This is a genomic window from Limnothrix sp. FACHB-881 (assembly GCF_014698135.1).
Lineage (GTDB): Bacteria > Cyanobacteriota > Cyanobacteriia > CACIAM-69d > CACIAM-69d > CACIAM-69d.
Window position 1 is genome coordinate 15,229 of the sequence record NZ_JACJSN010000028.1, and the last position, 25,906, is coordinate 41,134.

The window sequence follows — 25,906 nt, forward strand, 5'->3', positions numbered from 1 at the left end:
AACCCTCTCAACCCTAGGACGCACTGACCAAGGCCATCGATCGGGCAGCGAATCCCGCGTTGGAAAGCGCGTGGGTGACGGCTCCCGGATCGCGCACCCGGAATTGGGGGCCAAACCGCACTAATTCACGGCGGCCATCCTCCCCGCGCACAATGGCAATCACGGGCGTTTTAGCATCATCCCCCGCCCAATTCAGCAGCAAGGTTCGTAACTGGTGTTGTTGTTCAATGTTGCCGGCCAAATCGGCAGAAATCTCGATCGTTAACAGTTGGATTTGATCAATAGGTTCCGCATCTTCAATAATGAATTGGGGTTGATCATCACGGCGATCGACCTTGCCCCAAATCATCAACTGTCGATCGGGCTGAATCAGTGGGTGAATTCGCTCATAGGCCCGGGGAAACACAATCGCCTCCGCCTGTGCCGTCAGATCTTCAATTTGCACAATGGCCATTCGATCGCCCTTTTTGGTCACCACCGGCTTCACGGAATTCAACATCACAATGGCGCTGACCGTTGCCTTGTCATCGGGTCGCTCGCCCAGTTCTGACAGGTTCATGGGAGCCAACAATCGAGAGGGTTTTTGAATATCCTTCAAGGGATGATCGGAAATATAAAATCCGAGTAATTCCTTCTCCAAATTCAACCGTTCCTGTTTGGGATAATCTTCCATCGGTTGTGCTTTGGGAGCCAAATCCAACACATTATCTGGCGTTTTGGCATGGCTTGCGGATTCCAGTCCCATGGACAAATCAAACAGATTGCCCTGGCCGCTGGCTCGATCCTTGGCCCGGCTATGGGCCCAGTCGATAATTAATTCCAAGTCAGCCATCGATTGACGGCGATTAGCCTGCAAGCAGTCCAATGCACCGCACTGCACCAATGCTTCCAAGGCCCGCCGGTTGACCGATCGCAAGTCAATTCGATCGCACAAATCAGCCAAAGATTTAAAGGAACCACCTTCCGATCGCGCCTGCAATAAACACTCGATCGCCCCCAATCCCAAGTTCCGAACTGCGCCTAAGCCAAACAGAATTTTGCCCCGTTTTCCTGACGCATCCTTGAGCGGTGTGAAGTCCACATCCGATCGATTAATATCCGGTGGCTCCACGTCAATTCCCAGGCGCAAACAACTGGCAATATACATTTGCACCTTATCCCGATCGTCGCTGTTGGATGTCAGCAACGCTGCCATATATTCAACGGGATAATTGGCTTTTAAATAAGCCGTTTGGTAGGTCACATAGCCATAGGCTGCCGAGTGGGATTTGTTAAAGCAATATTCCGCAAACTTCACCATCTGGTCAAACAAACTTTCGGCAATTTTGCTCTTGATGCCATTGCGTGCGGCCCCATCGACAAAAATGCTTTGGTGTTTTTCCATTTCCTCCTTTTTCTTTTTCCCCATGGCCCGTCGCAGCAAATCTGCTTCACCCAAGGTATAGCCCCCCAACTCTTGAGCCACCTTCATAATCTGTTCTTGGAACACCAAAACCCCATAGGTCTCGTTCAAAATGGGTTCCAACATTTCGTGGTCATAGGCGATCGCCTCTCGACCGTGTTTCCGGTTAATAAACTGTGGAATCAGACCAGCATCAAGGGGGCCTGGCCGATAGAGGGCCAAAATTGAAGAAATATCAGCCAAATTGGACGGTTTCAAATCCCGCACCACCTGGCGCATTCCGGAAGATTCCAACTGAAAGATCCCTTCCAAATCACCGCTTGCCAGCAGTTTGTAAGCATTGGGATCATCTTCCGGCACACTGTCAATATCAATGGTTTTGCCACTGGTACGCTCAATGAGGTCAATAGTTTTTTGGATCATCGTTAGGTTTTTCAGACCCAAAAAGTCCATCTTTAGCAATCCAACGGCCTCAATATCTTCCATGTAATATTGAGTGATCACTGAGCCATCATTGTTGCGTTGCAGCGGCACGATTTCATCCAGGGGATCTGCGGAAATGACCACGCCGGCCGCGTGAACCCCAAAGGTTTTGTTCGTGCCTTCAATCCGCATCGCCATATCTAGCCAGCGGCGATAGGTCACCCCCGGTAGCGCACCGGGAACCTGCTCATCTTTGTCGTATTTTTCCTTAAATTCGGGGGCAGGCGTTTCATTGGAAACCATCACTTTCAACTTGGCCGGCTTGCCCCGCGAAACGGGAATCATTTTCGCCATTCGATCGGCTTCCCCGTAGGGAATATCCAACACCCGCGCCACATCCTTCAACACGGCTTTGGAGGTCATCCGGTTGAAGGTAATAATTTGCGCCACCCGATCGGTTCCATATTTTTGGGTGACGTAATCAATTACTTGATCTCGTTTTTCAATGCAGAAATCCGTATCCACATCGGGCATGGATTTCCGTTCTGGGTTCAAGAAGCGCTCAAACAGCAAGCCGTGGTGTACTGGGTCAATGTTGGTAATGCCGAGGCTATAGGCAACTAGGGAACCGGCGGCACTGCCCCGACCGGGACCCACGGGAATATTGTGATCGCGAGCAAATTTGATGTAGTCCCAAACTACGAGGAAATAGGCCGAAAAGCCCATGCGTTGCAACATTTCCAGTTCGTAGGTTTGGCGTTCCACATATTCAGGATGTCGATCGATCAATTCCTGCCGCGAGGCCAAACCCAAGCGTTGACAAAGGCCTTGCCAAGCCACTTCTTCCACGTAGGTGTCAGCGGTGTGACCGGGAGGAACCGGAAAGTCAGGAATCCGGGGTTGACCCAAGATGTTGTAATCTTCAATTTTTTCGGACACCTTGAGGGTATTGTTAATGGCCTCTTGAATCACGTCATCGGTGAGGTGATCGCGGAACAGTTGGGCCATTTCTTCGGCCGATTTCAGATATTCTGTGCCGCTGTAGCGCAGTCGTTTATCTTCTGTAATTAGTTTGCCGGTTTGGATGCAAAGCAATGCGTCGTGGGCTTCCACATCAAAACAGGAAATGAAGTGGGAGTCGTTGGTGGCAATCAGTTGAATATCAAATTGGCGGGCTAGCCGAACCAAGGCCACATTCACCACCCGATCTTCCTGGGAGCCGTGATCTTGCAGTTCTAAATAAAAATCATCGGCAAAAATTTCTTTGTACCATTGGGCAACCCGTTCCGCCACATCAAAACGCCCGGCCAAGATGGCTTGGGGAATTTCACCCCCTAAGCAAGCACTGGTGACGATTAGACCTTCGCGATGGGTTTCTAGTAGTTCTTTATTAATACAAGGACGGGCAAAAATGCCTTTTCCGCGCACCCCTTGCAGGTTGGAAACGGTGGTTAATTTAACGAGATTTTTATAGCCCTGTTTATTTTTCGCCAGGACAACTTGGTGATATTTCGGTAATTTTCGTTTGTCATCAAGGCTGCCGTTGATGACATACATTTCGTTGCCAATGATCGGGCGAATGGGTTTGCCGCGACAAACTTTCAGCAGTTCGATCGCCCCATACATGACTCCGTGATCCGTCAGGGCGATCGCAGGCATTCCCAATTCCATGGCCCGATCGATCAAGGCGGGCAGTTGACTCGCCCCATCGAGCAGGCTGTAATCGCTGTGGATGTGGAGACCAACAAAGGACATGGCAGGAGAACTCGATCGAACCGATGGATGATGCGCTCTCCATTGTGGCCTATCGGGTTCCCGGACGCGAGTGCCTGCGGGGGGAATCAGCCGGAACGGGCCAGGCTGCCGCTGCGTTCCACCAAATGCAGGGCGATCGAGCTGAGGGGGAGCACCTGTTTGGCCGCGCCCAGCTCGATCGCCGCTCGGGGCATGCCAAACACCACGGAACTGGCCTCATCTTGGGCGATCGTCCAGCCGCCCGCTTGGGACAGTTCCAACAGGCCCCTTGCGCCGTCGTTGCCCATGCCCGTCAGTAAAATCCCGATCGCCCGTTTGCCAAAGACCCGAGCCATGGCGCGAAAGGTGGCTGTCACCGAAGGGCAATGGCCATCCACCGGCTCCGTGCGAAAGGTGACGAACCGCCCTTGCAGATCAAACTCCAATTGGTGACCTTCCGGCGGAAAGTAAATCACGCCCGGCTGCGGGGTTTGGCCCGCTTGGGCAATTTGAATCGACAGCGCGCAATTGAGGCTGAGCCAATCTAGCAATCCCCGCAAGAAGCCCGTGCTGATATGTTGCACGCAAACCAGCGGCAGGGGAAAACGCGATGGTAATTGGCTCAAAATCTCCCGCAGGGCCTGGGGGCCGCCCGTGGAAGCGCCGATCGCCCCGATCGCCCGTTCGATCGCTGGCCCTTGCACTAGCACCGACGGCAGCGCGATCGTGGGTGACGGTGAGGGGGATAGCGATCGCCGTAGCTTGAAAACCTTCACCCCCGCCAGCACCCGAATCTTGGCAACTAACTGGGCCGCCACTTGAGCATATTGTTCCGGCGAACTCATCACCGGCTTGGGGAACACATCCACCGCACCCGCCTCCAGCAACTCAAACACCGTGCGCCGATCGTCTTCGCGAACGGAGTTGCTGATTACCAAAATGGGCCGGGGCGATCGCCCCATCACCTCGCGGGTCAACTCCAGCCCATTCATGCGCGGCATGTGCAAATCCGTGCAAATCACATCGGGATAGGTCGTTTCCAGCAGTTCCAACCCCTCCAGCCCCGTGCGGGCCGTGCCCACCACTTGCAACGCACCGGTACTCTCGATCGCCCGCCGCAGGAGCCGGATGGCAATTTCGGAATCTTCAACCAACAGCACTCGGATGGGGGGTGGAGCCACTGGTATTCCCTGCCTGAAATTTTGGTGCTGCAAATCGGGAGGCAATTAATCTTTGTCTGATTTTTTGTCCTATGCCTATTGTCGCAAATTTCTGGGGGTTTGAAGCTAAAACCAGCAAGGATTTAATCCATTAGCCGATCCATTAGCCGACCATTTGCTGATTATTTTTTGAGATTCTGATCCTGTTCGAGCCATTGCTTTTTTTGAAGACAATGATTCTGCTGCTTAGTTTTTTTGGAACAGCAAACAGAGTTCAATCGCCTTAGATTGCAGCGTTTCGATCGGGTCGCTGCCCCGCTTCAGGAGGGTTTCCTGCTCCAAGAGAAGCTGGAGGCTTTTTTGAAGTGCTTTGAGTCCCATAGGTTGCACTTCTTTCTTAATGAAAAAAAGTCGCTTGGGGTTGCCCAAATCTGCCGCCTTGGCAATCACCAAATCATCCCGCTCGCCCCGATCGAGCATCAGCTTCACCCACAGCCATAGCCGAAACTGGGTGACCAGAGAAGCATGAATTCGCAAAGGATTCTCATTTCGCGCGATCAAATCCGCAATCAGCTTCAAAGCTTGGGAAATTTGCCCCAGGGAAATGGCCTTCGCCAGCTCCAAACTGCTTTGGGTGGAAACGGAAACGAGGTGGTGAATATCTTCCTTGGCGATCGGGCGATCGCCCACAAATAATTGCAGCTTTTCCAGCTCGCTATAGAGTTGGCGCGTGTTGTTGCCCACCGCATTCACCAACAGTTCCGCCGCTTCGGGTTTAATTTTCACTTTCATCGCTTGGGCGGCCCGTTTCACCTGTTGCAACAGCTCCTCCGTTTTCCAGGGAGGAATCGGAGAAAATTCCTGAATTTCGGTGTTTTTGGCCTTCTGGAGCAATTTAGTGGACTTGAGGCGGCCATCGGGCTTTTGGCGGGAGGTGAGCAGCAAAATGGCATTGTCGGGAATTTGGGGCAGGGTGCGTTCCAACTCCCGCAACCAATCGTCGGGACAGCGCTGGGCCAAGGCCGTTTCCGCCAGCCACACCAGCCGATCACCCGCACCAAAGGGAGGAGTCACCGCCTGGGCCAGGGCCGCCAACAGGCCATCCTCGCGATCGGGCGGGATTTTTTCAAAATTAAAGCTTTCCCAAGCCGCATCCACACGCGATCGCAACGGGTCGATCGCCCGCTGCATCGCAAAATCATCCTCACCCCAAAACCAATAAACCGGCATTTTGTTAAACGGTGGCGCACTCGCCCTCGGATGCTTGACTGGAGAATGGGCCAATGGGTTAGCCTTTGCCGCCCCCAATCAGGTAAAGCAACGCCATGCGCACTGCAATGCCGCTGGTCACCTGATCCGGAACCAAGCTCAGGGCCGGGTCATCCATCACATCGGAAGCCAACTCCACGCCGCGATTCGTGGGGCCCGGGTGCAACACCCGCACTTGGGGCTGACAGAGCCGCAGTCGATCGCGCGTAATGCCATAGCGTTGGTGATATTCCCGCAAGCTGGGCAGCAGGTGTTGGCTCATCCGTTCCTGTTGCAACCGCAAAGTCATCACAAAGTCCGCATCGGCCAAGGCCGGCTCCAGTTGCCAATGGATTTGGAGGGGCGATCGATCGGCCGTTGGCGGCAAAAATTGGGCAAATTCCCGAGGTAGCAGGGTTGGCGGCCCGGCCAAATGCACGGCCGCCCCGGCGGCCGTCAGGGTCCACAGATTCGATCGAGCCACCCGTGAGTGCAAAATATCGCCCACGATCGCCACCTTTTTGCCCCGCAAGTCCCCGATCGACGGTTTTTGGGGATTCAACACCTGGCAGATGGAAAACAGATCCAACAATCCCTGGGAAGGGTGTTCGTGTTGGCCGTCCCCCGCATTCAGCACACTCACCCCGGACTGCAGCCGATCCATCTCCGCCGCGATCGACTGGGGCACGCCGGCCTGCTTGTGCCGGATCACCATAATGTCCGTCCCCATGGCCAAATAGGTTTTGGCTGTGTCTAGGATCGTCTCTCCCTTGGTGAGCGAAGAGGATCCCGGCGCAAAGTTGAGAATATCCGCTGACAGGCGCTTGGCCGCCAGCTCAAAACTGCTGCGGGTGCGGGTCGAGGGTTCAAAAAACAGGTTGGTGACCACTTGCCCCTGAAGGGTGGGCACTTTTTTGGTGCGACGGGACAACACCTCGCGAAAACTAGCGGCGGTGGTCAACACAGTGTCGTAGTCTTCGCGCGAGAACTCCGCCAACGATAAGACGTGGCGGTGCGTCCAGCTTGCAGTGGTCATGGGGCGAGGGGAAATGCGGGCCAGCAATCCATTGAAGCGCAAATGCAGCGCAAACGGGTGCGCTGGTGGAGGGGATTTGACTGGGCGATCGAATCAGGGGCCGATTAATCGTTCACACGGGAACTGGCGCGGCAGTTTGTACGGTGGTTTATTTGCGCGGTGGTTTATACGGATTGGGCGATCGCGCCTTTGAAGAACCGATCAAGCACCGGCCAATCAACGACCAAGCACCCAATCAAAACAGCGACTCAGCACCCAATCAACACCCAATCAGCACTAGATTTTAAACACCCCATTCAGCCCCCGACCCAGCGCCACCCCGCCACCGACCAATCAGGGATCTGGCCCCCATTCAGACTCCATTCAGACCCAATTCAGAAAGCTTTCCAGTTCGGAGACGCTGGCTGGCCCAAACCGGCAAGATTGAGTCACCTTCTTTTCAGCCCCCCTTCAGCACTACTCCTCGTTGGAATTTTCGCCATGATGCTCGATCGCCCCAAGTTTTCTCAGGCTTCGCGACCCGCAACCCCTCGCCACGCTCCTTTGGCCTTGGCGCTGCTGGCCCTGGCCATGGTTCCGGGGTTGGCGGGCTGTAATTTGACCGGCGACCCTTCCGCCCAGGCGGCGGCAATTGATTCGGATCCGCTGCCCGACACGGTTTCGGTGGATCTGTATAAGCCGGACGGTGCTTGCAAAGGCTTGGTGGCCCAGTCGGTGAAAGTCCCGCGCGATCGGCCCTTGGAAGCGGCCGTGGGGCGGCTGTTGATTGAAGCAACCGGCGACAAACCCGATCCGGCCTTTGACCTGCGCCACTATCGCATTAGCTTGGACACGGCCAAGCGATCGGTCACCATTGACCTGCGCTTGAATCCCGATGGCCGCCGCAAGTTCCAATCCCTGTCCAGTTGCGAACAGTTAACCCTGTTTGGCAGCTTGCAGGCGACCCTCACGCGCAATCGACTTTGGCCGGTCGATCGGGTCTATTTCACCGACGGCGATCGCCCCTTGAGCCTGTAAGGGAGTAGTTAAGCGAGATCGACCCATGGGCAATGATTGGGGCAACGATGGGCAATCATCGGCAACTACGGGCAATCATCGGCAACTACGGGCAATCATTCAGCTCAATCCGCCTCCCCCGCATGGTAGGAACTGCGCACCAAGGGCCCCGATCGCACCTGGGTAAATCCCAGCTCGCGGGCCAGCGCTCCCAGGCGGTCAAACTCTGCCGGTGTCCAATATTTCTGGACGGGTAAATGGTCTAGGGACGGGCGTAGGTATTGGCCCAAGGTCAGCCGATCGCAATTCACCGATCGCAAATCTTCCAGGGCTTGCAAAATTTCCGCTTCCGTTTCTCCATGGCCCAACATCAGCCCGGACTTGGTGGGAATGGTGGGATCCAGTTCTTTCACCCAGCGCAACACATCCAGCGATCGGTGATATTTAGCGCCGCGCCGCACGGGCCCTTGCAGCCGCTCCACCGTTTCCAGGTTGTGGTTATAGCAAGCGGGCCGCAGGGCCGCCACCGCTTCCACCCGCGATCGCTGCTTAGCCTGGGGGTCGGGCTGGCCGCCCCAAAAATCCGGGGTCAACACTTCAATTTCCGTGCCAGGGGATTGCGATCGAATGGCGGCGATCGTCTGTGCAAACACATTCACCCCCCCATCGGGCAAATCATCCCGCGCCACCGAAGTCAGCACCACATAGCGCAACCCCAACAGCGCCACCGATTCCGCCACCTTGCGGGGTTCTTTCGGGTCGATCGGCATTGGCGCATGGCCCTTGTCCACCTGGCAAAAGCCGCACGATCGGGTACAAACGGGCCCCATCAACAAAAATGTGGCGGTTCGATTGGCATAGCACTCGCCGCGATTGGGGCAACGGCCCTCCTCGCAAATGGTGTGAATTTGCCGCTGCTTGATGATGCGCTGAACTTCGGCTAACTCACTGGCCCGGCCCAAGCGTGGTTTCAGCCAGGTGGGCAACCCTTCGGGCACAGCGGAACTGGGGGCACTAGCGGCACTGGAAGAAGAGGACGGCGACACAGGCGGCAAATGGATTTTGCAAATGAATTTCCCCTATTGTGGCGTAAGAATTGCGGGGCGATTGTTTGGCCGCTGTTCGGGGAAATTTTGAGGAGAATTGGGGGGCCCTTGGGGGCACTTGAGGGAAAATTGCAAGGCGCAGTTTGGGGGCGATGGTTGGCTGATTTTTGGGAGCCGTGCCGGGCGATCGCGCATGGGGGCAAGCTTGGAAACAGCAGCACTCGCGATCGGGAAACTGATCGCACCAGCGGCGGGGCTTTTCAAACCTCGGGACGATCGCCATATACTGGAATCGCAGATGCCCAAGGGCCTTGGCTGTCGATCCAGTGACCTGGAAACATCGCTGAACATCCCTGGCGGACTCAACCCCAGGATTTGCAACGGTCTTCGGGAGTTTTCGGAAAGATTTTTCCAGATATTTCCCCTGGAGACTACCGGAGAGTCCCGATCGCTCGTATCTTAAGCAGGGGTATCCATTGCCAGCCTGTTTTCGGCCCCGATGGTGGCTGAATGCGGTCTTGAGCGATCGCTTCCTAACTTTTCATGCAGCGCGCCGCCCCCTTGAAGGGCGATCGCCCCTATCACTCCCGAATCGTCTGCACGCAAGCCTAAGGAGAAAGTCGTGGCAACACACAAAATCCTCGTCATCGATGACAGCAAAGTGATTCGGCAGCGCGTCAAAGAAATGTTGCCAGCCGGAAACTTTGAGGTTCTCGAAGCCAAAGACGGACTCGAAGGGCTACAGCTCATTCAGCAAGAACATCCCAACCTGATCATGTTGGATTTCCTGTTGCCCAAAAAGAGCGGCTGGGAAGTCTATCAAGAAATTCAAACCCAACCCCACCTGCAAGCGATTCCGTTGCTGGTGATGTCGGGGCGCAAAGAAGAAGTGACCGAAAAAATTTCGGAACCCTTCGAGCGATTTGCCTTCATCGAAAAGCCCTTTGAAAAGAAAGAGCTAATCGAATCCATCAAAGAAGCAATGCGGATTGCTTCGCGGATTCCAGCCGTGGCCCCGCCGCCCGTGGCTGCACCGGCCGCCGCGCCCGTGGCTGCGCCGGGTGCTTCCGCCGCTGAAATCCAGGCCCTGGAGCAAAAAGTGGCGACCTTGCAAGCGGAAGTGGATCAACTGAAGAAGCAGTTAACCCAGCTTGTGACATTCATTAAGCAAAAGTTGCGCTAGTTCATGCGCCGCCGGCCCGCTGGCATGACCCCGCCGCCGCCTTAGCCCACTTCAAAAGCACCGGTATGAAACAGCATCAAAGTTCTGATCTTCAAAGTTCTGATTTTGAGACGGATTTTGGTGCAAACCGTGGCGACCAACCCAACGACGGACAACCAGCACCCGATCGCCCCATAACACCCAGCCAGCAGCACCCATTCTTCGCTTGGCGGGTTTCTCCTTGGCTGACCAGCGCTCTGGTGGTGAGCACGGTGCTGGCGGGCGGTCTGGTTTGGGTGGCCTCGCCGCCGGCCTGTGCCTGTGGTTCTCCCTTGCAGCCCACGGTGGGATCGGTGGTGCGGGCCCAGCAGATGTTTTATCAGGAGTATGGGCGGTTTGCCCGCGACGGCGCAGAACTACAAGCCCGGGTGGGTGCGCTGGTGTCGCCCAAGCTCAATCAGCAGTACCGCATCTACACCAGCGGCAATGCGGACACCGCTTGGGTGATGGGTGAGCATCGATCGCCCCCGGAGCTAACGCCGCTACGCTGGACACAGGTGCTGGTGAATAAACCCTTTGCCCGCAATTTGCCCTCGGATTATCAAATTCAGCTCAAGGTCAATGCTCAGGGGCGATCGAACCCAGCCCTTCAGGTGAGTCATTGCGAGATTCAGCGCCAATGGGTGGGCAATCCGCCGCTGGAACCCTTGACGTTGATGGAAATGCCGCCCCGTTGCCAAGCCCGCTAGGCCCTTAGCCACAAGATTACTCGTCACAAGATTACTCGTCACAAGATTACTCGCCACAAGATTGCTAGCTACAAGGCCAGCCAGGGCCCAAACCCGTCACAAGATTGCACCCTAGCGATCGAGCTGGTTCTTCAGGGAAGCCAGGGCCGACCAACGGGCATCGATCGCCGGTTGCGTTTCCGCAGCGTCTTCCGGCTCCAAAATTCCTTGGCAATCTTCGCTACAAAGCTGCTGGGCTGGCAATTCAAGACAAAATTGCTGATAGAGCCAATCTTCGGGATAAAAATAACCCGTTGGCGACAAAGATTCTTGTAAATCCTCAGCGCTGATCTCTCGTTCTAGGGGTAAATCTTTGGACTCTGCTGCCTCATCCAACCAAATCGGCTCTTGGGTATCGACCACCAGCCGCTGATTGTATTGACAAAGGCAGCGATCGCAAGTGAGAGTCACAATTCCTTCCGCCTGGGCCGACACCTCCAGGAAATTGCCCCGGTGAACCACGCGCAACTTGCCGCGCACGGGGGTGAGGGTTTCCAAGCCTGGCAGAAAATCCTTGAATTCCCAACCGATCGTCCGATTGGTGGCCTTCAGGATATGGGGAATATAGACCGAATCCACGGTAGGAACCCCGCAGCGGGGAGGGTAAAGATGGGTGCGATCGGGAATGGCAGCAGACCGAGGGCCATTCCCGAATGGCCAGCCCAACCCAAACCGCCGAACCCCCAAGGCCCAGCGGCGCGGGTCAAGCTAGGCTTCGGTTGACTTCAGGGCCACCACCAACCGGCGGTGGGGTTCTTGGCCTTCGCTGTGGGTGGCGATGTCGCTGTAGGCCGCGAGCATGGCGTGGAGCTGTTTGCGTTGGGATGAGGAGAGTGAGTCGATCGCCACCGACTCCCCCGTTTCACGAACCTGCGACACCGCATTGGCCGCCACTGACTCCAGCTCGGCCCGTTGCTGGGCCCGGTAGCCATTGAGTTCGATCGTGTAACCGCAATGGTCATCCCGATCGACCCCCACATTCAGCAGCATATTCGCCAAATACTGCATCGCATCCAGGGTCACCCCCGCTTCACCCACCACGCTGGTGATTTGCTCCGGAGACCAGGGCGAACCATCGATCGTGAGCCAATAGTTCAGCGCATTATCGATCGGGTCGTGCTGGGCTTGCACCTGGGTCGGCAAACCCAAGCGCCCCAGCAGCCCCTCCAGCCAAATTCGTCCCCGATCGCCCGGATCACTCATCACGACTTGCCCTTTTGCTTGTTGTTGTTCGTGCTGGGTTTGTTGCCTGGGCCCTTGCTCGGCTGATTCTTCGCCGGGCTGCTAACCTTCGTGCCCTTGGGTTCAAACGGCAGCCGGCCCGTCGCGCCATCCACCGCCACCGCCTTCACATCCACAATGCCCTGAGCTTCCGCCATCTTTTGGATATTCTCCGGTAGCGGTTCCCGAGACAAAATGAACGCTTGGGCCGTTTGGAACAGGTTCGCCACCACCATGTACATCAGCACCCCAGCGGGCAGGGGGAAAAACAGAAACATCCCCGAAAAGATAATCGGCGTTAGCTTATTGGCCGCCGCCTGTTGCGGGTTATCCGTTGCCCCTTGGCTGGAAATCGATTGGCTGACATAAAGGCTCAAACCAAACAGCAGCACCATCGCCACAATATCCCAGTGGATCCCCTCATCGTCCACTGCGCCCACATGGCCCAGCGCACTGATGAACAGGAAGCCCTTGCTCGCCGCCAGGCCGGGAATCGTCCCTTGCAGGGTCACATCCCCCGGTTGCAGCGCCGTGATTTCACCGTTGGGGCCCAACTGCACCCGCTCGGCTCCCTTCATCACTTGCCACTTGGGCGAGAGATCAATATCCCCACCGGCTTCTGTGGCCAGGGTGTTCAGGGTTTTGCCTTCGGGCGTTTGGAACTCCAGCTTGGTAGTGTCACCCACGGCCAGGCGCGTGCCACCGGGCAGCAACCCAACCACGGGATAGTGGGTGCTGTCGGAAATGTAGATGTTCTTGGGCGGGGTGGCAAACGCTTCCGGTTGCACCCGCTCAATTTGCTCCTGGGGCAAAATTTGCAGATTCACGGAGTAGGGCACATCCGCAAACGGCGAGCCGCGCAGGGTGGTGAACAGGGCAATCAGCACGGGCATTTGCACCAGAATCGGGAAACAGCCGGCCAGGGGGTTCCCAAATTCCTTGTAAACGGCGCTGAGTTCTTCCTGCTGTTTTGCGGGGTCGCTTTTGTAGCGCTCTTGAATGTCCTTGATCTTTTTCTGCATGATCGGCTGGGTGATCTTCATCCGCCGCATACTGCGGATGGAGCCAGCGCTGATCGGATAGAGGGCAAAGCGCACCACCAGCGTCAGGGCGATGATGGCGAGGCCATAGCTGGGCACGATTCCATAGAAAAAATCCAGGATCGGCAGCATGACGTTGTTTGAGAGAAATCCAACTCCGAAATCCATGCGCGTTGCGTCGGTTGTGCGATCGAGTTGTTAAAAGTTATCAAAAAACCGTCAACGGGCGGTCAACGATTCGTTAAACGGAGGCAAAACGGCGCGGCTGGCCGAGGGTGACTCGATCGAGCCGAACGCTCACCCCATGAACCAGAGCTGCCCTAGCCCAAAGATGTGACTTCAGCTTATGCAAAGTGGGGGCCCTTGGGGGGTGGTTATCAAGTGGGGACTACCGCCCTGGCCGCAGGCCGCCGATGCCGCCCCATTCGTCACAGCCCAATCAACACATAACCCTCCGCCGGAAGCCACAAGGCCGTGCAAGCAGGAGGGTTGAACATGAGCAGCGAGGGGGCGATCGGGCGGTTTAGCGGTTGCTGGTGGCGGTTTGGGCCGCTGCGCCGATCCGCTCGTTGATGTAGTCGGCGACGGCTCGGAAGTTGGGAACCGATCGCATTTCCAGGCGGCTACCATCCTTGAGGGTCAGCACCATATCGCCCCAAGCACCCCAACCCCGGGGCACGGCCACAACGGCGCGAATTTCGGGATAAATCACATCGGAGCGATCGCGTCCTTGCCAACCGCTGGTGATTGAAATGCGGCGGCTGGTGATGCGATAGCGCAACCAAAAGGCCCGCACGATCGAGCCGATGGTTAAGGGCAGGCAAATCACAGTTAGACCCAACAGCAAATTGACGATCAAATCGCCACGGTGGGGGCCGCCCTCATAGTAAACATCTTCCTTGATACCCATAGTCCAGTGCTCGTAAGGTTCAGTGCGGGCCAAATGGGGCGAATTGGGCGATCGCCGCCCCTGATGAATCGCGCAAAATCAACAGCGCAAACACAACGGTCTAAACGCTGGCTTGCTCCAAATCCAACTTGGCGGCGGTCAGCAACTGCTCCAATTCTTGCAGAATTTGGGGGTACTGACACAGGGGCATGGCTGGACGCACACTAATCACCGCCAGCCAACCGAGGGGCATGGTCGGCAAGTGCTGGCACAAAATACCGTGAATTTGTCGCCGCAGCCGATTGCGCACAACGGCGCGTTTATCAACTTTGCGGCTGATGCTGATGCCAACTTTCGGAGCCGGGGCCAGGGTGGGCAGCGTGGGGGCAACGGCCGCCGATGGTTCGCTGGGGGCGATCGCGGGGCTTGCCGGTGGCCGGTAGACCCAAAGGGTTAGGTGCTTGCTGCGATACCGTTTGCCTTGCCGATACACTCGGTCAAAGTCATGGCGATGTCGAAGTCGGTAGGCTTGGGGTAAGGCCATGCACGTTTGGGTGTAGGGGCGATCGCTCAACCACCCTGGAGCAGACTGCCGGTGAGCAATCCTTAAACCGCCAACCGAGCGCGACCGCGACGGCGACGAGCATTCAGCACGCGGCGACCGTTCTTAGTCCGCATCCGGGCACGGAAGCCGGAAACACGCTTGCGCTTGCGATTGGTTCCTTCAAGAGTACGCTTGGTCATGGTTGGGCTAGCTCCGAGTGGGCGATTGGCGGACTAAGCGTTGACCAAACGGGAGCGGGGGCGATCGCACGGGAACGGTTCACGGCTGCACCCAACTGCTGTCTGGCTTGGCAGTCCATATAAATAGGTTCAACAAATTTTGCGCCTGTCTAGGTGTTAGAAAGCGCGACTTTCGATGATATCACGAGCCGGTGCGTTGGCCGGAGATCCGCAAGTCGCGCGGGGCCGCGATTCTATTGATCGGTGTTGTCGTCGGGATTGCTGGGGGGTCGATCGGGAAAGTAGCCGGTCATTTTGCCCAGCACCAGGCCGCCGATGCCCAGCACGCCTTTTTCAAACAGGCCTTTGAAGGTTTGGAACAGCTCGGACTGTTGGGGATTGATCTGAGGCTGGTTGGCCAGGTGGATGGCGGCCCCACCCGAGAGGGCGGTGAACAAAACGGAGACGATCAGCAGTTGTTGATAAATTTGCGGGCGTTTCATTGGGAGGTGACTCCTGTTGTCAGAACTCCTCCACTAAAAAACAGTTGGCTCTCAGATGTTGGATGCGAGAAAATTCTCAGAGGTGATGAGAAATTCTCAGCATGACTCCAGCCCGCGCCAAAGAAATTTTCGACAAGTTGCCACCCAAGCGAAAGGCTGTCCTAGAGCGAATCGTGCGCGGGGAAACGAAGGCCAAGATTGCCACAAACGTTTGCGATGGCAGCACAGGGGCTGTGACGCAACATTTGCGGCAACTGTATAAGGCGTTTGGGATTGCGGGAGATGGGCAAAGTAAGCTGCCGATACTGATTGCGGAGTTCAAGGCTTGGCAGGTTGCTTGGGGCGATGCGATCGAGCCTGTTCAATTTGAGCCGCCATCGGATGCGATCGATGTGGCGTGGGTGCGATCGCGGGTGGAGGCGGACTTGCGGCGGCGGTGCGGCACGATGCGGGTGCTGGATATGGAACAGCCGATCGCCCTGGGGACGATTTACACCCAAGTGAATGTGCTGGAAAAGCTGACTGCAAATCAGCGCCTCAGCTCATCGGAACTATTGGGAAATTTGGATGAAATTGAAGAGTTTGATCGATTTTGTCTAGGTAAAGTTCGCCAAGAGAAAATTTCGGGCTTAGATGCTGTCACCCGACATCAGGCGTTGATGGTTTTGGGTCGGCCGGGCGCGGGTAAAACTACGTTTTTGAAGTATTTGACAATTGCTTGCTTGGATGAAAAATTCTTAGGCGATCTTGTGCCTATTTTTGTCACACTCAAGGAATGGGCAGAGTTTCCAGGTGAGCCAAATTTACTGAATTATATATCTCGGCAGTGGTCAGATTGTGGGATTGCTGATGCTGAGTCGGTTTTGTATCAATGCCTGAAAAATGGTCGAGCGCTGGTCTTGTTAGATGGACTGGATGAGGTGTTGGCAGCTCATACGAATCGGACAATCCGAGAAATGCGGGATTGGGTTGATCGTTTTCCCGGAAATCATATTCTTGCTACCTGTCGAATTGCTGCCAAGGAATACACATTTGAACGCTTTACCGAAGTAGAGGTGGCAGATTTTTCGGAAGAACAGATTCAAGAGTTTGTCACTGATTGGTTTACTCATCACCAAGATTTATCCAAAATTGAACGATTCCTAGTCCGTCTAAAAAATGAACGACCGATTCTGGAGCTGGCTAGCAATCCGCTATTGCTGACCTTGCTTTGCTTGGTGTTTGGCGAGAGTGGTGATTTCCCCACTAATCGAGCCAAGCTCTATGAAGAGGGTGTGGATCTGCTGCTGAAAAAGTGGGATGGTAAGCGGAATATTCAGCGCGATCAGGTCTATAAGAATCTGTCAATTAATCGCAAGGAAGATTTGCTCTCGCAGTTGGCGCTAGCAACGTTTCAAGAGGGAGCTTATTTCTTTGATCAACGGGTGGCGGAAGATCAAATCATGGACTATATCCATAATTTGCCCGATGCCAAGGACGATCCAGAAGCCTTGCGGTTAGATAGTGAAGCCATTTTGCGCTCGATTGTGGCTCAACATGGCTTGCTGACGGAACGAGCACGGGGGGTCTATTCCTTTTCTCATCTGACCTTTCATGAATATTTTGCTGCGCGAGAAATTGTTTCCAGCCAAAATTGGCAACTTCTAACTCAGAATTTAACAAAGAAAGCTTGGCGAGAAGTTACACTATTGGTGGCTGGTAGTCTTCGGCGAGGTAACAGCTTAATTCTAACGTTGAAACAGACAGCGGATGATCTACTAAAAGACAATCAAGGATTGCAAGATTTCTTGAAATGGGCAAACGAAAAAGCAGAGCCAATAAAATTGCCTAACAAAAAATCAGCCGCAATTGCTTTTTACCTATTTCAAAATCCCTTTATTGCCATTGCTATTGCTGGCATAGACAGTGCCAATGGTACGAGAACTTTGGAGCTCGATTATACTCTTGATTTGGATATGAAGTTAGATAGAATTTTGAATAGTGCTACTAGACTCAGTGCTGGACTTAATTCAGACTCGGCTTTTGGTTTCGATTTTGAATTTATTCTTCATTACATAAATGATTTAAAATGCGAATCTTTTTTTAATCAAATCACGAATCTAAATAATCAATTTCAAGAAATCGCAAATTGTCCCTATGAGAAACAGAAAGAATGGTGGATAGCACAAGGAAATTCATGGACTAATCAACTGCGGCACGTAATGACTGAGTATCGCAATATCGGTCATGATTGGCAATTTTCTGATCAACAAAAAGATCTTTTAAGGAAATATCATGATGCCAATTTGCGATTGGCAGAATGTTTGAATACGGATTGTTATTTGTCCCGGGAAGTGCGGCAAGATATCGAAGCCACAATGCTGCGCCCGATCGCCCAAATTGAGGCCTACTACGCCGCCAAAGGCAAACCCTATCCACCCCTTCCCAACCCCTAACCCGCGATCGCAGACATCGGCGATCGGGCACTCGCAGGCACAAAATCCTCCTCCCGCAACCCCAACTCAATCAGGTCATCGATCAACGTATCCGTGCCGTTCCACTCCACCCGAATCTTCTCCCCGATCGCCCGTAAATGCACCACCACGCTGTGGATGCGATCGCGCCCCGACCACCCCACATTCATCAACAAATAATTCCCCGTTTCCCCATCACAAACCGCAATCAGCTCCACCCCCCGATCCGTTCGCGCCAACCCCACATACCGCTGAAAAACCGTCTGAATCGCCTGCCGAAAATCTACATCCCCAGCCATTGCAACACCTCCAGCTCAGGATCAAAAATTAGTAACTGAATTTGCTCTCGAATTAACCAACCCTGAATCACTTCTTTTGAAAAATATTCAGAATAAATTTCCTGAGGAACTGCCAAATATAAACGTCTCTCAGGCTCATCACGCTCTAGCAGATAACGATATAAACCATATTGCCCGATCGCTTTCTGCAATTCAGTAATTGTAGAAACTCCGCCAAGAACCTTAACTTCAACTGCAATTTTTTGAAGTCCCCGTTGAGCTGCCAAAAGCTTTTCAGCGCCCAGATCAGCAAATACCAATAGCTCTTGATCGCCCAAGGGCAAGGGATCGTGGGTGATTGTCCAACCATCCTTCTCTAGGGCATTGCGAACAGCGTCATGGTACAGATCACGGCGTGACATGGCAGTTAAAAATCTTCCTCCCGTAACCCCAACTCAATCAGGTCATCGATCAACGTATCCGTCCCGTTCCACTCCACCCGAATTTTGCGGGTGAAACAGACATAGGCATCCTCCGCAAATGCTGCTCACTCCCAGTCTAGCCGCTGCCATTTCCCGCCCGATACACTAGACAGCAACCACCCCACTCGATCGCCCCATGCCGCCCTCTGGTCTCTCGGTGACAGAACTCTATCAACGCTTGCAAACCAGCCCCCAAGAGATCGCGCAGTTCTGTGAAAAATGGGCGATCGTAGAACTAGCGCTGTTTGGGTCTGTATTGCGCTCAGACTTTCGACCGACCGGAGCTGATCCAAGCGATATTGATTTGCTCTATCAAAGCGCCCCGGAAGCGCACTATGGTTTCAAGTTTTTTGATTTGCAATCAGAACTAGAAAAATTACTGCAACGTAAAGTTGATTTGATTAGTAAAAAGGGACTTGAAATGAGCCGCAATCCCCTACGTCGCCAAGAGATTCTCAACGCCGCTCAAGTAATTTATAAAGTCTCCAGAGTATAAAAATGAGCAGAGATCAGCAAGCGATTCTCGATATCATTGATTCGATTGAACTCATTCAAAACTATACTCGATCAAACAATTGGAGCCAAGCCAGAACAATAGAATATGATGCAGTTATTCGGCGCTTGACGATTATTGGCGAAGCGACCAAGCGCCTATCAATGGAGTTTCGCACTAACCATCCGGAAATACCGTGGAAAGCAATGGCTGGGCTACGGGATTTTGTCGTCCATGAGTATGATGTTATCAATCTGGAAATCATCCAAGATGTGGTGAATTTTGAACTTCCCCAACTGTTACCACTTCTCAAAAGTTTGCTAGATGGAGAATTCTAATTAACCTGAAACAAGACTTTGGGTTGCAACTGACCGATGATGCCGACTTTTTTCCCGAGTGGCGATCGCCCCAAGCCAACCTCAACCCCCTCGAACAACAACTGCTCGATCGCGTCAAACAGAACGTTCAAACCCTGCTCGAAGACCCGCCCCTACTCGAAGACGGCGTGAAAATGGTTGTGCTTGCGCCCCTACGAGGCTTGGGGTCGGGCTATTGCGGGCGCTGGACGATCACTTCGCGGATCCGTTGCTTGCGATCGGGGTCGATCGCCACCAATCGCACATAACAATCCAGGTTTTCCGCCAGGCAGGTTTCCAACTTCCCGATCGCCTCGGTTTCCTGGTGTGGTTCCGCCGTTCCGTAGCATTGCCAGGAATTCGCGTTGTAGTGGCGCTTGTCGGCCACCTCGATTCCCAGCCGGTAGCCGTTGTTAACGATCGGCACAAGCTGCGATCGAATCGTCGGGCCCAAAGGCTGCACCAACTTCGGCCGCTGGCTGCTGCGATATTCCAACTTTGCTTCCAAATCGGGATTGCCACTCAAGGGCGGCAACTCCGGTTCTAGCTTGGGCCGGGGCACGCCGCTGGGTTTGGCTTCCGGGGCGATCAGCTGGGTTTGGGTGTGGGTGGCCACGGCCGGTTCGGCGGCGATCGGCTCCGGTTGGGCAGTGGCGCTGTAGGGGCGCGATCGACCCTGTAGCCCGTTGGTTTCGCCTTGGCCGTTTTGGCTCACCGTTTCGCTGGCGGCATTGGCCTCGCCGTGGGGATTGTAGGCCGCCACCAGGTGCAGTTCCCGAATTCGATCTTGCTCCTTCACCAGGGCCGCCCCGATCGCCTTCAGTTGCTCCAGGGTCGGTTGTGGCTCCGCAAACTGGGGCAGCGCTTCCTTGGATTTCAGCAGCCGATTCGACACCTGCGCCAAGCCCGTATCTTGGATGAACTGCCGCACCAGGTCGTCATAGACCCGCGATTTCATGGCCCCAAAGAAGTCCACGGACTGGTTGGGGAAGGTTTCCACCAGCTCGGCCACGGCCCGATCGGCCAAACCCAGACCCTCAAACATGCCGCGCACCACCTCCAGCCGTTCCGCCGCCGTCGGTTCCCAATAGAACTTGTCCATCCGCCCGTCGCGGATCAGGGGCGCGTAGAGCGTGCCAAAGTCATTGCCCGTAACGATGATCGGAATCCGGCGCACCGGCTCGCTGTCGTAGCTGCCGGGCAACTGCACGTTGGTGGGGTTGTCGGCAATGTTCATCAGGGTGGCGTTCACCAGTTGGGTGTTCACCGTGTATTGGGTCAGGCGATCGAACCGGCCCGCCCCCGCATCAATATCGTTAATCAGCAGCACACACATCCGCCCGCGCACCTTCACCATGTCCGAGGCTTCCCGGTAGCGCAACCGCAGCAGCCGCGCCGGGTCGCCCGCATCGGGGCTTTCCAGTTCGCCGCCGGAAATATGCACCGCGTCGATGCCCATTTGCTCAAAAACTAGGTTGCACTGGAAGGTTTTGCCCTCGCCTTTTTTGCCGTGAATGCCCAAAATCAGCGGTACGGGCACACGGGGCAAGTTCAAGAAGTTCTTGACCACATGGACGGCGACTTTCTCGGTGAAGCGGGGCGAAACGAAGTAGGACATGGTGCGCAACGGAGACAACGGGAACGGCGCAACCCAAGCGCCAGGGCAATTATCGCCTATCCCGTACCCCTCCCCGATCGAACCCTGATTAGCAATTGTTTTGGGTGCGATCGGGATTGCGATCGGGATGCTGTTGGCAAAACTAACCAATCGGCCCCTTGTATCAATCTCCTTACGAATAAAGAATCCTGACCGGTCAAGAATAGGAACTGGGAAAAAAGAAGTGAACAGTATGGCCGAAATTGCATTTTTGGGATTGGGCGTGATGGGCAGCGCCATGGCTGCCAACTTGGCCCGGAGTGGAGCAACGGTGCGGGGCTGGAATCGCACGCCCGATCGCCCGACGGTGGCCCAAGCGGCGGCGGCAGGCGTGGCGATCGCTCCCGACTTGGCCGCAGCGGTGGCCGAGGCGGATTTGGTCTTTTCCTGTTTGGGCGATGTGCCCGATGTGCAGCAGGTGTTGTTGGGAGCGGGCGGCGCGGCAACGGCGGCGCGAACCGGGGCGCTGTTTGTGGATTTCACCACGATCGGGAGTGTGGCCGCAATCGAGCTGGGAACAGCCTTGCGATCGCTGGGGTTTGGTTTTTTGGATGCGCCGGTTTCCGGGGGAGACGTGGGGGCCCAGCGGGGAACCTTGACGATCATGGTGGGGGGTGAGCTGGCGGATTTTGAGCGATCGCGCCCTTGGTTGGCTCCCATGGGCCAAACCATTCGCCACTGCGGCCCGATCGGCAGCGGCCAGGCGGTGAAGCTCTGCAACCAGGTGTTGGCCGCTGGTCACATGCTGGCCCTGTGCGAGGCCCTGCAATTGGCCGCTGCCCAGGATTTGGATCCGCAGTTGGTGATTGAGGTTTGCAGCACCGGAGCGGCCGGATCTTGGGCCTTGGCGAATTTAGGGCCGAAAATTTTGGCGGAGGATTTGGCCCCGGGCTTTGCGATCACCCACATGCAAAAGGATTTGCGTTTGGTGGCGGAAGCTGCCGGTCACTGCGCTTTACCGGTGACAGACCTGGCAAATCAGATTTTTCAGCGGGTTAGCGCCCTTGACGACGGCCAAGGCGCACAACAAGGCACACAAGCAGCGATTCGCGCCTATAAGACAACGATCCCGAAATAATTCTGTGCAATTTGAGACCGTAAGCTAAAGTAGACACTCGGTAGGTTGTTCTATTTTCTTGTCAACGTTGGGTTGGCAACCTGTGATCGTGAAATCTGTTGCAAACTCCCTGGTGTCTAGTCCAGCTTCCCCTGGGCGTATCCTGTGGGGACGGTCGATCGCCCTTGGCGTTGCGGGCACGGCAATCGTGTTAATTGCCCTGCCACTCACGGCCGGCAAGCAAACCCAGCCCAAAACGGAGGCCAGCACACCCTTACCGGTGTCGCCTCTCAGTTTTGATTTACCCGGTGATGATGCTTCCCGATCGGGTTCCGGCTCGATCGCGAGTCAGCCAACCGGCGGCAGCAACGGAGATGTGCCCATTTCGGATCCCTTTGCCGCCAACCTGGAATCCATGGCCACGGTTCCCACCACCAGCGGAGCAGCACCCGGCCAAACCGGTGCTGCTCCCAACAGCGGCACAGGGGCCACCGGAAGCACAGCCACCGGTAGCCAACCCAACCCAACCCAATCGGCCCCAGCAGCGGCCCCAACCACCGCCCGCCCCACGCCGGCCGCTCCGCTGAAACCCAGCAATGCCAAGCCGCCCACCGCGCCACCCACCCGACCGGCTCCCAACGGCCAAACGATGTTTTGGATGGAGCAGGCTCCCCAGCGGGCGTTTAATTTGCAAAAAGATTTGCCGGTTTATGCCCAAATTTTCCAAAGCCCCACCTCCATGGGTGTGGTGGCTGTGGGCGTGGCCGAAGGAAACTATCGGTTGATGGTGCAAAACGGCAGTTTGTTTGTGCAGCCCACGCCGAACTATTACGGCCACACGGATCCGGGCAATTTGTCTTGGGGGCAGCGGGTCACCAACTACGGGGCTTGCAGTGACCAGGGCCGCAGTGGCGGTAACTTGGCCGTGGCCGATCGCGCCTGTGTGGAGCGGTTGTCTGGGCGGTTGCCCACGGCCCTCACGGATCTGTATGCCGCTGGCATTGATCCCTACGAAGATTTGCAAGCCTTGGTCAACGCGATCGACCTGTATAACCAAGCCAGCCCGGTTCACTCCCGCTGGTTTCCCCAGGCCTTGGCGATCGCTCGGCGGGGGGGTCTCTCGGGGCTGGAGGCCTATGCTTGGGCCCGAACGGCTTCCTTTTATTTAGACAGCAACGATCGGTTGGACATCCGCAACGGCACGAACCGGGCTTCGGGCCTGTTGGGCATTTGCTCCCGGGAAGGTCGCGCCGTCACGCAATGGGAATGTGTCTATGCGGATCAGGCCCGTCGCGTCCAGGCGATCGCCACCACTTACCAGAGTTTCTTGAAGCTGGCCACCAACAAGAGCCGCCGGAGCTAGGAGCTGACTGTTTTTTGCCCGATCGCTCCATGGATGATTGAGGTGATTGAGGTCACCCTTAGGCCTAAACCACCGCTGCTGCTCGATCGCCCGTTAACCGTTCAATGCTGGCCACCAACTCCGGCGTAACGTGGGGCTTCAGCATATAGTCTGCGGCCCCCAAACTCAGGGCCACCTGTTTATATTGCGTGCCGCTACAGGAAGTCAGCAGGATCACGGGCACTTGGGCGGCGTTGGGATGCTGGCGGCGGGCGTTTAAGAACTCTAAGCCCGTCATGCGCGGCATTTCAATATCAGAAATGACGAGATCAATATCGGAGCGCTGCCGAAGCTGGGTCAAGGCTTCCAACCCATCAACCGCTTGCACCACACGATAGCCCTGGCGCTCCAGGGTCAGGGTCAAAAGGCGGCGCTCGGTGTCGGAATCTTCCACCACCAGCAAGGTTTTGCTGCCTTGGGCGGTGGTGGGACTGTGGGGCGCGATCGGGGCATTGGGCAACTCAGCGGGCAATTCCGGCGCGATCGCTGGCGGGGCGGCGGGCTGGGGCAACTCCGGAGGCGCGGCAGCAACGATCGGCACGGCCTCGACTTGGGCCAACAGTTCGTTACCGTCGATCGCCAAGACCATGCGCCCATCGCCCAAAATGGTGCAGCCATAGATGTAGCGCGGGGCGGGCAGGGCTTCCGACAGTTGCCGCAACACCAGTTCCTGTTCACCCACAACCCCATCCACCTCGATCGCCACGGGGGTGTCACCGGCATCCATCAACAGCAAGGGCGCGAGGCGATTGCTCAAAAATGGCGTGATTGCGCCCATGTCCGATCGCAACAGGCCCGGAGCCAAGGAACTGTAGCGCATCAGTTCCGCCAGTTTGCGAATGGGAATGGTGATTTCGGGATCTTCGCTGCTGGCTCGCCACCGCAAAATTCGCTGTCCCCCGAGCATTTGGGTTTGTTCCGGTTGAGGAATCAGAATTTGGCGGACGCTTTCTGAGGGCAGAGCATAGGCCGCGCGATCGGCCTGGCAAACCAACAGGCGAGCGGTCATCAAACTCAGGGGTACGCGCAGAATGAAGGCCGTGCCACGCCCGGGACTCGATTGGATGGTGACGGAGCCTTTGAGGGATCGCATTTGCGATCGCACCACATCCAACCCCACGCCGCGCCCAGACAAATCGGTGACTTTATCGGCGGTGGAAAAGCCCGGCTCAAATAACAAATCCAAGAGGGCTTGGTCTGAGGCGGTTTGGGCCCGATCGGGCGTGAGCCAACCGCGTTCGATCGCCTTCTGTCGCAGCCGTTGGGGGTCGATGCCTTTGCCATCGTCGGCCACCCAAATCAACACATGGTTGCCCTGTTGTTGGGCCCGCAGCTCGATCGTCCCTTCGGCGGGTTTGCCCCGATCGCGCCGTTCTTCCACCGCTTCAATGCCATGGTCAAAGGCGTTGCGCACCAGGTGCAACAGGGGATCATAAAGCTGCTCGATCGCCACCTTGTCAATGGCAACCCGCTCCCCCACCACTCGCAAATGCACCGTTTTGCCATAGCGGGCGCACAGTTGCCGCACCAGGGGCCCGAAGCGATCGAACACGGCCGCCGCCGGTTGCATTCGGGTATCCATCAAACTGTCGCGCACCTGACCCAATAATCGGCGTTGTTTGTCGAGGGTGGTGGCCGTTTGTTGGGCATAGCGTTCCACCACTTCCGCCGTGGAATCTAGCCGCTCGGCACTGTCGAGGGCCGCATCGATCGACTGTTGCAAAATCAGATCGTTGGCACTGGTGGCGGCGGGAGAACCATTAAGCGATCGGCGATCGGTGGGACGCTTTTCTAGTCGATCGCGTGCTTCCGCCAGCAGGCGACGGTGTTGGCGCAGGCCTTGGCGAAACCGTTCCAGGGCCGATCGCAACTGTTCATCCTGCAAACTTTGACGATTTTCATTAATCAACAGCTCCCCCACCAGGTGTTGCAGGGATTGCAGCCGATCGATCTCCACCCGAATCAGAGGGGTTGGGGTTAGGGGTTTGCTGTCCACCCGTTGCGGTTCCGCCGATCGGGCCGGTTCCGGAGTTCCACGGGGGGCCGTTTCCGTCGTCACCAAGGGGGCAGGCGGGGAATTGGGCGGGGCCGGAACTGGTGCGGCAACGGGCGCTGGAGCAGGTGCGGCAACCGCAGGCGATCCCCCAGCGATCGGGGGGGCAGGTGTGGGAGCTGGCGGGGAATCCGTGGTCAGATCCAACGTGCCATCGGTCAAATCCAACCACCCGGCCGGCATCTCATCACTAGACCTCTTGCACGAATCAAATTGGATGTGTTGCCTGGTAGTTGAGCAACCCGGCCAGCAGATGAAGCCTCAAGCCAAAACGGCGACGACGATTGCGATAGCGTCCTGAGAA

25 protein-coding genes are annotated in these 25,906 nt (G+C 55.9%); 9 read left to right on the forward strand and 16 right to left on the reverse strand.

What is annotated here, in order from left to right:
- Positions 1–13: 13 nt before the first annotated feature.
- The 4 genes from H6G52_RS17695 to H6G52_RS17710 form a co-directional block, all read right to left on the reverse strand.
- Entirely contained in the window at positions 14–3,580 is a 3,567-nt protein-coding gene (locus H6G52_RS17695; RefSeq protein WP_190530073.1) for a DNA polymerase III subunit alpha, read from the reverse strand.
- Positions 3,581–3,666: 86 nt separating this feature from the next.
- Positions 3,667–4,740 carry a chemotaxis-specific protein-glutamate methyltransferase CheB gene (cheB, locus tag H6G52_RS17700; protein ID WP_190530075.1) on the reverse strand — a complete coding sequence of 358 codons (1,074 nt, stop codon included), beginning with the start codon at positions 4,738–4,740 and terminating at the stop codon, positions 3,667–3,669.
- Positions 4,741–4,965: 225 nt separating this feature from the next.
- Positions 4,966–5,949, reverse strand: coding sequence for a DNA polymerase III subunit delta (holA, locus tag H6G52_RS17705; protein ID WP_190530077.1), 984 nt, complete (start codon positions 5,947–5,949; stop codon positions 4,966–4,968).
- Between the two features lie 58 nt (positions 5,950–6,007).
- Complete coding sequence (locus H6G52_RS17710) at positions 6,008–7,003, reverse strand: aspartate carbamoyltransferase catalytic subunit (protein WP_190530078.1); 996 nt, start codon at positions 7,001–7,003, stop codon at positions 6,008–6,010.
- Between the two features lie 480 nt (positions 7,004–7,483).
- Between H6G52_RS17710 and H6G52_RS17715 the strand changes: the two genes are divergently transcribed.
- The gene (locus H6G52_RS17715; RefSeq protein WP_190530080.1) at positions 7,484–8,020 is read left to right on the forward strand and encodes a hypothetical protein; all 537 of its coding nucleotides are present in this window, start codon (positions 7,484–7,486) and stop codon (positions 8,018–8,020) included.
- A gap of 104 nt (positions 8,021–8,124) precedes the next feature.
- Here the strand turns inward: H6G52_RS17715 and lipA are convergent, their stop codons facing one another.
- A complete protein-coding gene (gene lipA, locus H6G52_RS17720) occupies positions 8,125–9,045 on the reverse strand; it encodes a lipoyl synthase (protein ID WP_370567739.1) in 921 nt (306 codons plus the stop codon).
- Positions 9,046–9,667: 622 nt separating this feature from the next.
- On the opposite strand from lipA, the gene H6G52_RS17725 reads away from it, so the two are divergent.
- Complete coding sequence (locus H6G52_RS17725) at positions 9,668–10,228, forward strand: response regulator (RefSeq protein ID WP_099534327.1); 561 nt, start codon at positions 9,668–9,670, stop codon at positions 10,226–10,228.
- 65 nt (positions 10,229–10,293) lie between these two features.
- Positions 10,294–10,956: a hypothetical protein gene (locus H6G52_RS17730; RefSeq protein ID WP_190530084.1), complete on the forward strand. Its 663-nt coding sequence runs from the start codon at positions 10,294–10,296 to the stop codon at positions 10,954–10,956.
- A 111-nt stretch (positions 10,957–11,067) separates the two neighbouring features.
- Here H6G52_RS17730 and H6G52_RS17735 read toward each other — a convergent pair whose 3' ends face one another.
- The 7 genes from H6G52_RS17735 to H6G52_RS17765 all read right to left on the reverse strand — a co-directional run bounded on the left by H6G52_RS17735 (position 11,068) and on the right by H6G52_RS17765 (position 15,371).
- On the reverse strand, positions 11,068–11,574 hold the full coding sequence (locus H6G52_RS17735) for a DUF177 domain-containing protein (protein ID WP_099534329.1): 507 nt from the start codon (positions 11,572–11,574) through the stop codon (positions 11,068–11,070).
- Between the two features lie 129 nt (positions 11,575–11,703).
- Positions 11,704–12,198: a R3H domain-containing nucleic acid-binding protein gene (locus H6G52_RS17740; protein ID WP_190530086.1), complete on the reverse strand. Its 495-nt coding sequence runs from the start codon at positions 12,196–12,198 to the stop codon at positions 11,704–11,706.
- Positions 12,198–13,424, reverse strand: a complete 1,227-nt coding sequence (yidC, locus tag H6G52_RS17745; protein WP_190530088.1) for a membrane protein insertase YidC — start codon at positions 13,422–13,424, stop codon at positions 12,198–12,200. The genes H6G52_RS17740 and yidC overlap by 1 nt, the downstream gene beginning before the upstream one ends.
- Before the next feature lie 355 nt (positions 13,425–13,779).
- Complete coding sequence (locus tag H6G52_RS17750) at positions 13,780–14,166, reverse strand: PH domain-containing protein (RefSeq protein WP_099534332.1); 387 nt, start codon at positions 14,164–14,166, stop codon at positions 13,780–13,782.
- Positions 14,167–14,266: 100 nt separating this feature from the next.
- Entirely contained in the window at positions 14,267–14,719 is a 453-nt protein-coding gene (gene rnpA, locus H6G52_RS17755) for a ribonuclease P protein component (RefSeq protein WP_242026483.1), read from the reverse strand.
- Between the two features lie 32 nt (positions 14,720–14,751).
- Positions 14,752–14,889 carry a 50S ribosomal protein L34 gene (gene rpmH, locus H6G52_RS17760; protein WP_099534334.1) on the reverse strand — a complete coding sequence of 46 codons (138 nt, stop codon included), beginning with the start codon at positions 14,887–14,889 and terminating at the stop codon, positions 14,752–14,754.
- 233 nt (positions 14,890–15,122) lie between these two features.
- Positions 15,123–15,371, reverse strand: coding sequence for a hypothetical protein (locus H6G52_RS17765; protein WP_099534335.1), 249 nt, complete (start codon positions 15,369–15,371; stop codon positions 15,123–15,125).
- Between the two features lie 101 nt (positions 15,372–15,472).
- Here H6G52_RS17765 and H6G52_RS17770 point away from each other — a divergent pair, with 101 nt between their 5' ends.
- On the forward strand, positions 15,473–17,806 hold the full coding sequence (locus H6G52_RS17770; RefSeq protein WP_199312490.1) for an NACHT domain-containing NTPase: 2,334 nt from the start codon (positions 15,473–15,475) through the stop codon (positions 17,804–17,806).
- On the opposite strand, the gene H6G52_RS17775 is transcribed toward H6G52_RS17770, so the two are convergent.
- Together H6G52_RS17775 and H6G52_RS17780 are read right to left on the reverse strand one after the other, a co-directional pair.
- A complete protein-coding gene (locus H6G52_RS17775) occupies positions 17,803–18,123 on the reverse strand; it encodes an element excision factor XisI family protein (protein ID WP_190530090.1) in 321 nt (106 codons plus the stop codon). The genes H6G52_RS17770 and H6G52_RS17775 overlap by 4 nt on opposite strands.
- Entirely contained in the window at positions 18,108–18,524 is a 417-nt protein-coding gene (locus H6G52_RS17780; protein WP_190530092.1) for a XisH family protein, read from the reverse strand. Before H6G52_RS17780 ends, H6G52_RS17775 begins: the two co-directional genes overlap by 16 nt.
- A 196-nt stretch (positions 18,525–18,720) precedes the next feature.
- Here H6G52_RS17780 and H6G52_RS17785 point away from each other — a divergent pair, with 196 nt between their 5' ends.
- From H6G52_RS17785 to H6G52_RS17795, 3 genes are read left to right on the forward strand one after another with little or no spacing between them, the layout of a single operon-like run.
- Complete coding sequence (locus tag H6G52_RS17785; protein ID WP_190530095.1) at positions 18,721–19,080, forward strand: nucleotidyltransferase family protein; 360 nt, start codon at positions 18,721–18,723, stop codon at positions 19,078–19,080.
- Positions 19,081–19,082: 2 nt separating this feature from the next.
- The gene (locus H6G52_RS17790) at positions 19,083–19,415 is read left to right on the forward strand and encodes a DUF86 domain-containing protein (protein WP_190530097.1); all 333 of its coding nucleotides are present in this window, start codon (positions 19,083–19,085) and stop codon (positions 19,413–19,415) included.
- A gap of 23 nt (positions 19,416–19,438) precedes the next feature.
- Positions 19,439–19,702: a hypothetical protein gene (locus H6G52_RS17795; protein WP_190530099.1), complete on the forward strand. Its 264-nt coding sequence runs from the start codon at positions 19,439–19,441 to the stop codon at positions 19,700–19,702.
- Here H6G52_RS17795 and H6G52_RS17800 read toward each other — a convergent pair.
- A complete protein-coding gene (locus H6G52_RS17800) occupies positions 19,627–21,051 on the reverse strand; it encodes an AAA family ATPase (protein WP_190530101.1) in 1,425 nt (474 codons plus the stop codon). The two genes, H6G52_RS17795 and H6G52_RS17800, sit on opposite strands and share 76 nt — an antisense overlap.
- Positions 21,052–21,283: 232 nt before the next feature.
- On the opposite strand from H6G52_RS17800, the gene H6G52_RS17805 reads away from it, so the two are divergent.
- A complete protein-coding gene (locus H6G52_RS17805) occupies positions 21,284–22,168 on the forward strand; it encodes an NAD(P)-dependent oxidoreductase (RefSeq protein WP_190530103.1) in 885 nt (294 codons plus the stop codon).
- 88 nt (positions 22,169–22,256) lie between these two features.
- Positions 22,257–23,510 carry a hypothetical protein gene (locus H6G52_RS17810; protein WP_190355708.1) on the forward strand — a complete coding sequence of 418 codons (1,254 nt, stop codon included), beginning with the start codon at positions 22,257–22,259 and terminating at the stop codon, positions 23,508–23,510.
- A gap of 64 nt (positions 23,511–23,574) precedes the next feature.
- On the opposite strand, the gene H6G52_RS17815 is transcribed toward H6G52_RS17810, so the two are convergent.
- A complete protein-coding gene (locus H6G52_RS17815; RefSeq protein ID WP_190530105.1) occupies positions 23,575–25,785 on the reverse strand; it encodes a hybrid sensor histidine kinase/response regulator in 2,211 nt (736 codons plus the stop codon).
- Between the last annotated feature and the right edge of the window lie 121 nt (positions 25,786–25,906).